Annotated in this window: 9 protein-coding genes; 7 read left to right on the top strand and 2 right to left on the bottom strand. The window is 64.1% G+C overall.

The features are described 5' to 3' along the window. From purM to purD, 5 genes are all read left to right on the top strand, one after another. Positions 1-1,044, top strand: coding sequence for a phosphoribosylformylglycinamidine cyclo-ligase (purM, locus tag H6B51_RS02330; protein ID WP_204882147.1), 1,044 nt, complete (start codon positions 1-3; stop codon positions 1,042-1,044). Then, complete coding sequence (gene purN, locus H6B51_RS02325; RefSeq protein ID WP_204882146.1) at positions 1,041-1,676, top strand: phosphoribosylglycinamide formyltransferase; 636 nt, start codon at positions 1,041-1,043, stop codon at positions 1,674-1,676. The genes purM and purN overlap by 4 nt, the downstream gene beginning before the upstream one ends. A 1-nt stretch (position 1,677) precedes the next feature. After that, positions 1,678-2,388: an IMP cyclohydrolase gene (locus tag H6B51_RS02320; RefSeq protein WP_204882145.1), complete on the top strand. Its 711-nt coding sequence runs from the start codon at positions 1,678-1,680 to the stop codon at positions 2,386-2,388. 12 nt (positions 2,389-2,400) lie between these two features. Further along, complete coding sequence (locus H6B51_RS02315) at positions 2,401-3,573, top strand: phosphoribosylaminoimidazolecarboxamide formyltransferase (RefSeq protein WP_204882144.1); 1,173 nt, start codon at positions 2,401-2,403, stop codon at positions 3,571-3,573. A gap of 240 nt (positions 3,574-3,813) precedes the next feature. Beyond that, positions 3,814-5,070, top strand: a complete 1,257-nt coding sequence (gene purD / locus H6B51_RS02310; RefSeq protein WP_204882143.1) for a phosphoribosylamine--glycine ligase — start codon at positions 3,814-3,816, stop codon at positions 5,068-5,070. A 173-nt stretch (positions 5,071-5,243) separates the two neighbouring features. On the opposite strand, the gene H6B51_RS02305 is transcribed toward purD, so the two are convergent. Further along, the gene (locus H6B51_RS02305; RefSeq protein ID WP_204882142.1) at positions 5,244-7,922 is read right to left on the bottom strand and encodes a DNA translocase FtsK; all 2,679 of its coding nucleotides are present in this window, start codon (positions 7,920-7,922) and stop codon (positions 5,244-5,246) included. 36 nt (positions 7,923-7,958) lie between these two features. Beyond that, positions 7,959-8,804, bottom strand: a complete 846-nt coding sequence (locus tag H6B51_RS02300) for an undecaprenyl-diphosphate phosphatase (protein ID WP_243421095.1) — start codon at positions 8,802-8,804, stop codon at positions 7,959-7,961. Between the two features lie 254 nt (positions 8,805-9,058). On the opposite strand from H6B51_RS02300, the gene H6B51_RS02295 reads away from it, so the two are divergent. Continuing rightward, entirely contained in the window at positions 9,059-10,471 is a 1,413-nt protein-coding gene (locus H6B51_RS02295; RefSeq protein ID WP_204882141.1) for an S-layer homology domain-containing protein, read from the top strand. Positions 10,472-10,501: 30 nt separating this feature from the next. Next, positions 10,502-11,965 (top strand): D-alanyl-D-alanine carboxypeptidase family protein, encoded by a 1,464-nt coding sequence (locus H6B51_RS18025; protein WP_204882140.1) that lies wholly within the window; start codon positions 10,502-10,504, stop codon positions 11,963-11,965. Positions 11,966-11,995 lie beyond the last annotated feature (30 nt).

Here is an 11,995-nt window from a genome sequence, read left to right as displayed (position 1 = left end):
ATGAAAAACTCTCACTCCGAATCCTACGCCGCGGCCGGTGTGGACGTCACCGCCGGCTATGAGTCGGTAGAGCGCATACGCCCCATGGTGGAATCCACCTATATCCCCGGCGTTATGGGTACTCTGGGCGGCTTCGGCGGCCTGTTCGCTCCCGACGTGTCCGGTATGAAGCGCCCGGTGCTGGTTTCCGGCACCGACGGCGTGGGCACCAAGCTGCGCCTTGCCCAGCTGATGGACAAGCACGACACCATCGGTATCGACTGCGTGGCTATGTGCGTCAACGACATTATCTGTGGAGGAGCCTCCCCCCTGTTCTTCCTGGACTATATCGCCTGTGGCAAAAATAATCCTGCCCGCATCGCCGAAATTGTCTCCGGTATCACCGAGGGCTGCCGTCAGGCCGGCTGCGCTCTGGTGGGAGGCGAGACCGCCGAGCACCCCGGCATGATGCCCGAGGAGGACTACGACGTGGCCGGGTTCTCCGTAGGCATTGTGGACGAGGAGAAGATCATTGACGGCAAGGCTCTGGCGGAGGGAGACACTCTCATCGGCCTGGCCTCCACCGGCGTCCACTCCAACGGCTTCTCCCTGGTGCGCAAGGTGTTCGACGTAGAGCACGCCGACCTGAAGGCCCCGGTGGCCGAGCTGGGGGGCCAGAGTCTGGGCGATGCCCTGCTCACCCCCACCCGCATCTACGTCAAGGCCGTCCAGGCCCTGCTGAAGGACGGGGTGGACATCCACGCCATCAGCCACATCACCGGCGGCGGCTTCTATGAGAACGTGCCCCGGATGATGACCGAGGGCCTCACCGCCCGGATCCAGCTGGACTCCTTCCCCCGTCTTCCCATTTTCGACCTGATCGAGGAGAAGGGCGGCATCCCCCGGCGGGATATGTACAACACCTTCAATATGGGCATCGGCCTCATCATGGCCGTCCCCGCCGGTCAGGCCGACCAGGCCATGGCGCTGCTGGACCAGGCCGGTGAGCAGGCCTATGTCATCGGCTCGGTGGTAGCCGGCGAGGCGGGAGTGGAGCTGGTATGACAAAGATCGCCGTACTGGTCTCCGGGGGCGGTACCAACCTCCAGGCCCTCATCGACGCTCAGAACCGGGGCGAGCTGAAAAACGGGGAGATCACCGCGGTGATCTCCTCCAAGGCAGGGGCCTACGCCCTGGAGCGGGCTCAAAAGGCGGGTATCCCCGGCTATGTGGTGGCTCGGAAGGAATACGACTCCAACCGTGCCATGACCCAGGCCCTGGTAGCCAGACTGAAGGAGCTGGACATCGGCCTGGTGGTGCTGGCAGGCTTTATGCACATCCTCACCGAGGAGATGGTAGCGGCCTACCCCAACGCCATCCTCAACGTCCACCCCGCCCTCATCCCCTCCTTCTGCGGGGCGGGCTATTACGGCCTCCACGTCCATGAAAAGGCCCTGGCCTACGGCGTGAAGGTCACCGGCGCCACCGTCCACTTCGTCAACGAGGAGCCCGACGGCGGCCCCATCGTGCTGCAAAAGGCGGTGGACATCCTGCCCGGGGACACCCCGGAGGTCCTCCAGCGCCGGGTGATGGAGCAGGCCGAGTGGATCATCCTGCCAAAGGCTGTCTCCCTGTTTTGTGAAGGCCGCCTCTCGGTGGAGGGGCGGACCGTACTTATTCAGGAAGGGGAACTGTGATATGAAAACTCTGGATCTTGCCCAACTGCTGCGTTCCAATCCCTACCCCGGCCGGGGCATCGTGCTGGGCCGCTCCGCCGACGACACCAAGGCGGTCATCGCCTACTTCATCATGGGCCGCAGCGAAAACTCCCGCAACCGGGTATTTGTGGAGACCCCCGACGGCATCCGCACCCAGGCCCACGATCCCTCCAAGATGACCGACCCCTCCCTCATCATCTACAACCCCGTCCGGGTGTTCGGCGCCTCCACCATCGTCACCAACGGGGACCAGACCGACACCGTACGGGAGGGGCTGGCCGCCGGCAAGACCTTCTCCCAGGCCCTCCACACCCGCACCTTCGAGCCCGACGGGCCCAACTACACCCCCCGGATCTCCGGCCTGGTGAAGAAGGAGGGGGACTACGTCCTGTCCATCCTGAAGAGCGCCGACGGGGACCCGGCCTCCTGCCGCCGGTACTATTTCACCTACGAGTCCCCCCTGGCGGGCCAGGGCCACTTCATCCACACCTATATGGGGGACGGCGACCCCCTGCCCTCCTTCGAGGGGGAGCCGGAGCAGGTGGCCATCGACAGCAAGACCCCCCAGGAGTTTGCCCAGCTGATCTGGGACAACCTGAACGAGGACAACAAGGTCTCCCTGTTTGTGCGCTATATCGACATCATGACCGGCAGCTGGGAGACGGTCATCCTCAACAAGCACGAAGCGTAAGGAGGCACCGTCATGACGGAACTGGAACTGAAATACGGCTGTAACCCCAACCAAAAGCCCGCCCGCATCTTCATGGAGTCGGGCCAGCTGCCCATCCGGGTGCTCAACGGCAAGCCGGGGTATATCAACTTCCTGGACGCCCTCAATTCCTGGCAGCTGGTGAAGGAGCTGAAGGAAGCCACCGGTCTGCCCGCCGCCGCCTCCTTCAAGCACGTCTCCCCCGCCGGCGCCGCCGTGGGCACCCCCCTCACCGACGTGGAGAAGCAGATCTACTTTGCCGAGGGTATGGACCTCTCCCCCATCGCCTGCGCCTATGTGAAGGCCCGGGGAGCCGACCGGCTGTGCTCCTACGGCGACTGGGCCGCTCTGTCCGACGTGTGCGACGTGCAGACCGCCCGCTACCTGGCCCTGGAGGTGTCCGACGGCGTCATCGCCCCCGGCTACACCGACGAGGCCCTGGAGGTGCTGAAAACCAAGCGCAAGGGCGGCTACAACGTGGTGCAGATCGACCCCAACTACGTCCCCAAGGCCATTGAGCACAAGGACGTGTTCGGCATCACCTTTGAGCAGGGCCGCAACAACTACGAGATCAACGAGGCCCTTCTGAACAACATTGTCACCGATAACAAGGATCTGCCCGAGGCGGCCCGCCGGGATATGCTCATCTCCCTCATTACCCTGAAGTACACCCAGTCCAACTCCGTGTGCTACGTGAAGGACGGCCAGGCCATCGGCGTGGGCGCCGGCCAGCAGAGCCGCATCCACTGCACCCGTCTGGCGGGCTCCAAGGCGGACAACTGGCTGCTGCGCCAGCATCCCAAGGTGCTGGGCCTCCAGTTCGTGGACGGCATCCGCCGCCCCGACCGGGACAACGCCATCGACGTATATATCTCCGACGAGTACGAGGACGTGCTGGCCGAGGGAGTGTGGCAGAACACCTTCAAGGTCAAACCCGAGGTACTCACCGCCGAGGAGAAAAAGGCCTGGATCACCACCCAGTCCGGGGTCACCGTGGGCTCCGACGCCTTCTTCCCCTTCGGCGACAACGTGGAGCGGGCCCGCAAATCCGGCGTGCAGTATATCGTTCAGCCCGGCGGCTCCATCCGGGACGACCACGTCATCGCCACCTGTAACAAGTACGGCATCGTCATGGCCTTTACCGGCATGCGGCTGTTCCACCACTAATGGATTCCAGGGGGATCCAATCCCCCTGGATACGCAGAACTGCGCCAAGACATCTTGGCGCAGTTCTGCGATACCCCCGGTTTCGCGCCCCGCGGCGCGGGTCGGGGTATGGTTGGGAGAAATGAATTCTCCCAACCATAGATTTTATTTTTTCGCTCCGGGGTCACGGAGCGCAACACCCTCCGCGAAAAAACTTTTCGCTGCGCGAAAAGGACGGGGGAAACGAAATGAGGTCTGAATATGAAAGTTCTCGTGGTAGGCGGCGGCGGGCGGGAGCACGCCATCTGCTGGAAGCTGGCCCAGAGCCCCCACGTCACCCGCCTTTACTGCGCCCCCGGCAACGGCGGCATTGAATCCATCGCCCAGTGCGTGCCCATCGCCGCCACCGACGTGGAGGGCATGGTGAAGTGGGCCAAGAGCCGCTCCATGGACTTTGTGGTGGTGGCCCCCGACGACCCTCTGGCCCTGGGCATGGTGGACGCCATGGAGGCCGCCGGCATCCCCGCCTTCGGTCCCACCGCCGACGCGGCCATCATTGAGGCCAGCAAGAGCTTCTCCAAAAATCTGATGAAGAAGTACAACATCCCTACCGCCAGGTACGAAACCTTTACCGACATGGAGGCCGCCCTGGCCTATGTGGAGGCCCAGGGGGCCCCCATCGTGGTAAAGGCCGACGGCCTGGCCCTGGGCAAGGGGGTCATCGTGGCTCAGACCGTGGAGGAGGCCAAGGAGGCCGTCCGCTCCATGATGGGCGACCACCGCTTCGGCGAGGCCGGGGCCAAGGTGGTCATCGAGGAGTGCATGACCGGCCCTGAGGTCACCGTGCTGGCCTTCTGCGACGGAGAGCACCTGTTGTGCATGCCCTCCTCCCAGGACCACAAGCGGGCCTATGACGGCAACCAGGGCCCCAACACCGGCGGCATGGGGGCCATCTCCCCCTCCCCCAACTACACCACTCCCGTGGCCATCCAGTGTATGCGGGACATTTTCCTGCCCACCGTGGCCGCTCTGAAGGCGGAGGGCCGCCCCTTCAAGGGGGTCATCTACTTCGGCCTGATGATCACCCCCCAGGGGCCCAAGGTGGTGGAGTACAACGCCCGGTTCGGCGATCCCGAGTGCCAGGCGGTGCTCTCCCTGCTGGACTCCGACCTGATGGAGATCTTCGCCGCCTGCCGGGAGGGGGCCCTGAGCCAGATCGACATTCAGTGGAAGCCGGGGGCCGCCTGCTGCCTGGTTCTGGCCAGCGGAGGCTACCCCGGGAATTACAAAAAGGGCTACCCCATCACCGGACTGGACGCCGCCAATCAGGGCGCCGTGGTCTTTCATGCCGGCACCAAGCTGGATGACGACGGCAACATCGTCACCAACGGCGGCCGGGTCCTGGGGGTCACCGCTGTGGGCGACACCCTGGACGAGGCCATCGACGGGGCATACGCCGCCGCCAAGCACATCCACTTCACCGACATGCACTTCCGCACCGACATCGGGCGGGTATAAAGATGATCCAAATGGGGCCTGCCGCAAAAAACGCGGCAGGCCCCATTTTTGTCATCCTGAGCGAGAGCGAAGGATCTTTCCCGCCGGTTGGTCCGCTGCCGGAAGATCCTTCGCCCCTTCGGGGCTCAGGATGACAGATGGATTCACTTGTAACCGCCCCGTTTTGATCCCATTCAATCCAGATCGAAGGGGGGCAGGTCCCGGCTTTGGGGCACCGCGTCCCCTTCAAACCCCAGCTCGTCAGGCACCGGCTCGGAGGCCCCGGCGGCCATGTCCTGCTTGAACTGCATCTCCTGCCACTGTTCCTTGGTGATGAGCAGCTGCCGTGGCTTGGAGCCCTCGAAGGGGCCCACCACGCCCTTCTCCTCCATCTGGTCCACCAGACGGGCGGCCCGGGAATAGCCCAGCTTCAGCCGCCGCTGGAGCATGGACACAGAGGCCATGCCGGTCTCCACCACCACCTCGATGGCGGAGGGAAGCAACTCGTCGTACTCGTCTCCCACTTCTTCCGGAGCGGAGCCACCCACACCCTTGGAGCCCTTCTCCTTCTCGGCGGCATGCTTTTCGATGTCGTGCATGATCTCCTGGTCGTACTCGGCCCCGCCGCTGTTCTGCTTGATGAAGCCCACCACGGCGGCCACCTCCTCGTCGGAGATGAGGCAGCCCTGGACCCGCTGGGGCTTGCCGGAGCCCAGGGGGAAGTAGAGCATGTCGCCCCGGCCCACCAGCTTTTCCGCGCCGGTGGTGTCCAGGATGATACGGGACTCCAGCGAAGAGGCCACGGCAAAGGCAATGCGGCTGGGGATGTTGGCCTTCATCAGACCGGTGATCACGTCAGCGGAGGGCCGCTGGGTGGCGATGATGAGGTGCATCCCGGCGGCACGGCCCATCTGGGCCACCCGGCAGATGGATTCCTCCACCTCCTTGGCGGCCACCAGCATCAGGTCGGCCAGCTCGTCGATGACCACCACGATCTGGGGCATCTTCTCCATGTCCAGGGTCTTGGCGGCGTGGGCGTTGTAGCTGGCCAGGTCCCGGACCCCGATCTCGGAGAAGGCACGGTACCGCTTCATCATCTCCACCACCGCCCACTGGAGAGCGCCGGCTGCCTTTTTGGGGTCGGTAACCACCGGAATGAGCAGATGGGGGATGCCGTTGTAAATGCCCAGCTCCACCATCTTGGGGTCCACCATGATAAGGCGCACTTCTTCCGGCGTGGCCTTGTACAGCAGGGAAATGATGAGGGAGTTGGTACACACCGACTTACCGGAACCGGTGGTGCCGGCAATGAGCAGATGGGGCAGCTTGGCGATATTACCTACGATGTTGTTGCCGCCGATATCCTTACCCACGGCGAAGGATACCTTGGAGGGGTTGTCCCGGAACTCCTTGGAATCGATCACGTCGTGGATATACACCGGGGACACCAGCCGGTTGGGCACCTCGATGCCCACCATGGAGATCTGGTTGGGGATGGGGGCAATGCGCACCCCGGCCGCCCCCAGCGCCAGGGCGATATCATCGGCCAGGTTGGTCAGCTTGTTGAGACGGACGCCCTGGTCCAGCTCCAGCTCATACCGGGTCACCGAGGGGCCCCGGGTCACATTGGAGATGGATGCGTCGATGCCGAAGGAGCGGATGGTGTCGGACAGGCGGGCCTGGTTGGCCCGCAGCTCCCCGGCCACGTCGGAGCTGGATACGCCTTCCCCCTCGGTGAGCAAAGACACCGGGGGATACTGGTAGGCCGCCGGTTCCTCCTCCAGGCTGCGGGCGATGTCCTGGGCCACCTCGGCCGCCGCCTGGGCAGCCTCCTCCCGCTGCCTGGCCTTGCTGCTGGGCGGGGCGGGCACCGCCGGCTCCCGCACGATCTCTGGCATGGGGGCTGGCTGAGACTCCGGCTCGGGCTGAACGGGCTCCTCCACCAGGGGCTCGGGAGGGGCGGGCCGGACCTCCTCCCCAGGGGCCTGCGCCCTCTCCTCCTCCTCCTGGGGGGCCTCCCCCCCGCTCACCCCAGCCAGCACCTGATCGGGAGTGGGCACCGAGGGCTTGCGGTTGAAGAACCGCTCCTTCTTCTCCACCGGCTTGGGCTCCCTGGTCTTGCCTACCAGGGGACCCTCATCCACCGGGATATCGATCTCCGCCTTGGCCCGCTTCTCCCGGGGCTCTTCCACAGCCTTGGGCCGCTCCTCCTTCACCCGGCGACGGGGGACGGGCAGCTCTTCCTCCTCATATTCCACCCGGGGACGCTCCCGAAAGCTGTCGGCCAGATCGGAGGGGGAAATATGGAAGCACACCATCACCAGGATGATCCCCAGGATGGCGAAGATAATGCCGGCGCCGATCTTGCTGAATACAGCGGTAAGGCCCAGGGCCAGCCCCCCGCTGACCACGCCGCCGCTGGTCAGGGTTTCTCCCTGGGTCCACAGCAGCTTTACCATATCCAGGTTCCAGTTGTAGGCGCCCTTGGCCAGGAACAGGTGGAGCAGCCCACCGGCCAGTACGGGCAGCAGCAGGGCGCACCACACCCGCAGCTGAACGGGACGGCCACGGTGGAAGGCCAGGATGCCGCTGGCCACCAGCAGCATGGGGGGCAGCAGCAGATAACCGTAGCCGATAAGTCCCTTCACCACGCCACAGAAAAAGTCGATAAAGATGGCCTGGATGTGGAAGTAACCCAGGGCGGCAAAAATGGCCAGCAGCAGGCACACCACCGCCCCCACCTCCCGCCGGACAGGACGGGGCGCGGACTTTTTGCTCCGGCTGTTGGCGGTAGACGCGCGTTTGGCGGTCGGTTTCCGACCGGAAGAAGCGGTCCGCTTTCCGCCGGAGGTCTTCTTTTGTGCTGTGGCCATAGGTATCAGATCCTTTCCAGGGAAACTTGACGCGGGTCAGCCCACAATGGTCTTGACCACGCCGGCGATGAGGCTGCCCAGGCCCACCGCCCAGCAGTAGTAGGCAAACATACCAAATTTGCCTTTGTCGGACAGACTCTTGACCAGACGGATAGCAAAATAGCCCACCACAGCGGCCACCAACACGCCCACCAGATACATGGGCAGCTCCGCCATATTGAAGCCGGCCTCCACCGCGTTCTTGACCTCCAGCACGTTGGCCCCCAGAATGGCGGGAAGAGACATGAGGAAGGAGAAGCGGACGGCGAATGCCCGGTCAAAGCCCCGGAGCATTCCCACAGAGATGGTGGTGCCCGAGCGGGACAGGCCGGGGATCACCGCCAGGGCCTGGCCGCAGCCCACGATGAGGGCGTCGGCCACGGTGGCGTTTTTAGCGGTCTTGCGGCCTCTGGCCATCCGGTCGGAGAAATAGAGGATGAAGCCGGTACACAGCAGAGCGATGGATACCATGATGGAGTTGGAGAACAGGGTGTTCACCGCGTCCTGAAGAAATACCATCACAAACAGAGGCAGAGTGGCAAGGATGATGAGCATCACCATCCGCCGGGCCGGGGGCGGCGGAGCGCCGTTGTCCTTTCCCGCCAGAGCGGCAATACCCAGGAAAAACTCCCGGATCATATCCACGATGTCCCGCCAGTACACCACGCACACCGAGATCAGGGTGCCGAAGTGGAGCAGGACGGTAAAAAACATGTACTTTTCCTCCATATTCTCCATGCCGAAGAACTGTTGGAACAGGGCCAGATGGCCGGAGCTGGAGATGGGCAGGAACTCCGCCACACCCTGGATGATCCCCATGAGAATGGACATCAGATAACTCAAATGAAATCCCTCCAATCATCGGAGGCTTGCCGTCCGTCTGAGTTCCGGGCAAACCAATACAGGATATTATAGCATATGCCACTCCATATTTCCAATCCTTTTCCTGGTGACCAAAAAAAATCCCCCAGGTTTTCAGGTTCTTTTTTGGTGGTATTTGACAAACCGGTTGTTCTATGCCATACTAAAGACATCGCTTCGCCCGGCGAAGCACATCACAGGCCGGCCGCAGGGCCGACAGAATCGGAGATGACAGTATGTACCAGAGAATGCACCGCCTGCCCACACGAGTCATAGCACTGCTTCTGCTGCTGGCCCTGCTGATGAGCACCCCTGTGTGGGCTGCCACCTCTCCCCCCAAGCAGCCCTCGGTCTACGCCGCCAGCGCGGTGGTGATGGACTATCAGACCGGCGAACTGCTCTACGCCAAGAACGCCGACACCATGCGGGTGCCCGCCTCCATGACCAAGGTCATGACCGCCTACATCATCTTTGAGGAGCTGGAGGCCGGCCGCCTCACTCTGGACACCCAGATACCCATCAGCGCCGAAAATGCCCGCAAATCCCGGGACGGCTCCAACTACCCCGCCTCGGTGCCCCTGCCCTCCGGCGGCACGGTGACGGTGGACATGCTTCTCCGGCTCATCCTTATCCCCTCTGCCAGCGCCTCCTGTATCGTTATGGCTGAGTACATCTCGGGCAGCGAGAGCGCCTTCGTCCAGCGGATGAATGAGACCGCCAAGCGGCTGGGCATGACCGCTGAGTACAAGAACTGCCATGGCGCCCACGTCCACTACCTCACCGCCCGCTCTCAGGCCATGCTGGTGCGGGAGTTCATCCAGCGTTTCCCCCAGGTCCTGAACTACACCAAGCTCACCGGCGTCACCTTCAACGGCAAGTGGTACCCCAACACCAACAAGCTGCTGACCGACCAGGCCTATGAGTACGAGGGGTGCGACGGCTTCAAGACGGGTACCATCTCCGCCGCCGGCTACTGCCTCAGCGCCACCGCCGTCCGGAATGGCCGCCGCATCATCACCGTGGTCATGAAGTCCACCAACGAGCGCACCCGTCACACCGACAGCACCGCCCTGCTGGACTACGGCTTCGACTACCTGGACTACCACTCCCCCTATGACGATATGACCTATCACTGGGCCTGGTATGAGGTGGCTCAGCTGAAGGACCTGGGCGTGGAACTCCATCCCTCGGGCAACAACTACCTGCCCAACCAGGGCACCACCCGGGCGGAGTTCACCGCCATGCTGTACACCGCCCTGGAAAAATCCAACGCCCTGCCTCAGGCTCAGGCCGGGGCTGCCGTTCCCACCTTTAATGACATCCAGGGCCATTGGGCTCAGAGCTACATCCAGAAGGCCGCCCAGCTGGGCCTGGTGGCCGGTACCTCTTCCACCACCTTCTCCCCCGACCGGCCTATCACCCGGCAGGAGATGATGGTGCTCATGGACCGGTTCCTGAACCTGCCTGAAAAGAGCGGTCTGGGCTTCAAGGATGACAGCGCCATCGCCGACTGGGCGCTGGCCTCCGCCGCCCGGGCCACCGCCGCCGGCCTCTTCCAGGGCACCGACGGCTACCTGATGCCCACCATCGTGGCCTCCCGCGCGGAATCCGCTACCGTCATCAACCGGGTTCTGGCTCTGGTGGCCTGAGTCCAGGGCTGGAAAGGAGGATGACTTTCCATGCTGAAACGGGGACTGTCCCTGCTGTGCGCCGCCGCCCTGGTCTTGACCATGGCCGCCTGCGGCGCCTCCACTCCCCCGCCTGATTCATCCCCAACGAGCACACCCACGCCGGAAGCCACACCCTCTCCCATCCCCACGGCCTCGGCGCGGCCCACACCCAGTCCCAGCCCCACGCCGGAGCCCACACCCACCCCTGTGGTCTGGGAGGAGGATCACAAGCTGGACCGGGACCTGCCCGGACTCACCTCCCTGGGGCTGGAGCTTCCCCTCTACGGGGCCACCGGCTACGCGGCGGTGGAGACCGGGCTGTGGGCAGTCATCCCCACGCCTGTGCCCACATCTACACCAACGCCCACTCCTACCCCGTCCCCCACACCGGCGGTCACCCCTGTTCCCACGCCGACCATTCCGCCCACGCCAACCGCCACCCCAAGTCCGGCGGTCACAGCCACACCAGCTCCCACTCCCGCCGTCATCCCGGAGCCATCCGTCACGCCCTCCCAACCCCCGCCGGTTGAGAGCGGCACGGCGCCCGCCGCTCAGGCGGTAGCCCAGGTCACCCACCTGTCTGCCGTTCAGGCCGCCGCCGACCCCTACGCCGGCGCCCTGGCGGTGCTCCGGCCTGGAGACTCCTTTACCATCCTGTCCCAGAATGGTAACTGGTGGAAGGTATCCGCCCCCGCCGGGGTAGGCTGGGTGGACCACCGGGTCTGTATGATCAACCTGCCCGACGTGGTCCCCTCTATCGTATACGACGGGGTAAACACCTATGCCGCCCGGTATGTCAGCAGCGGCAAGGCCATCCCCGGCATCACCGGGGAGGCCCTGTATTCGGGCAAGGCGTACAACCCTCGGTTCGACCGGGAGCAGTATCTGATGCCAGTGCTGTACGCCACGGCAAAAAAGATCTGCGCCGCCCAGCGGGCCGCCCTGGCCCAGGGCAATACCCTCGTCCTCTATGAGGCCTACCGGCCCTACGCCGCCCAGCGGGCGGTAGTCAAGGCCCTCACCGCCCTGGCGGAGGCCGATTCGGAGGTCAAGGCGGGGATCACCACGCCCCCCTGGTCCATGACCTACTTCATCAACACCGGCTACTCCAACCATCAGAAGGGGTTTGCGGTGGACGTGAGTCTGGCCAAGGTGAGCGCCACCGAGATCAAAGCTACCGGAGGGTATTCCTACTTGACGCCCACAGTCTGGGAGGAATATGAGATGCCTACCCCCATCCATGAGCTGAGCATGGCTGCCGCCTCCACCACCGGCCCCGGCCAAACCACCTTGGCGGACACCATGAACGATCCCGCCGTGGCCCTGCGTGGCTACTTCAAGCAGGCGGGCATGACCCCTCTGGAGTCGGAGTGGTGGCATTTCAACGATTACGCCGCCCGCACTCTGGCGGAGGGCAGGATCTGCACCGGCGGGTTCGAGGTGACCCGCTGCCGCAGCCTCGCCCCCGGATGACCCGGCGGCACGCCCTATCAGCGCAGCAAA

The organism is Pseudoflavonifractor phocaeensis (genome assembly GCF_016901955.1).
Lineage (GTDB): Bacteria > Bacillota > Clostridia > Oscillospirales > Oscillospiraceae > Flavonifractor > Flavonifractor phocaeensis_A.
Note: the sequence above shows the minus strand (reverse complement) of the source record. Positions and strands in the feature narration are given on the sequence as shown.

Bases quoted from the DNA above. Each gene is read 5' to 3' on its own strand.
- purM (WP_204882147.1), top strand. From the start codon at position 1: ATGAAAAACTCTCACTCCGAATCCTACGCCGCGGCCGGTGTGGACGTC.
- purN (WP_204882146.1), top strand. From the start codon at position 1,041: ATGACAAAGATCGCCGTACTGGTCTCCGGGGGCGGTACCAACCTCCAG.
- H6B51_RS02320 (WP_204882145.1), top strand. From the start codon at position 1,678: ATGAAAACTCTGGATCTTGCCCAACTGCTGCGTTCCAATCCCTACCCC.
- H6B51_RS02315 (WP_204882144.1), top strand. From the start codon at position 2,401: ATGACGGAACTGGAACTGAAATACGGCTGTAACCCCAACCAAAAGCCC.
- purD (WP_204882143.1), top strand. From the start codon at position 3,814: ATGAAAGTTCTCGTGGTAGGCGGCGGCGGGCGGGAGCACGCCATCTGC.
- H6B51_RS02305 (WP_204882142.1), bottom strand. From the start codon at position 7,922: ATGGCCACAGCACAAAAGAAGACCTCCGGCGGAAAGCGGACCGCTTCT.
- H6B51_RS02295 (WP_204882141.1), top strand. From the start codon at position 9,059: ATGTACCAGAGAATGCACCGCCTGCCCACACGAGTCATAGCACTGCTT.
- H6B51_RS18025 (WP_204882140.1), top strand. From the start codon at position 10,502: ATGCTGAAACGGGGACTGTCCCTGCTGTGCGCCGCCGCCCTGGTCTTG.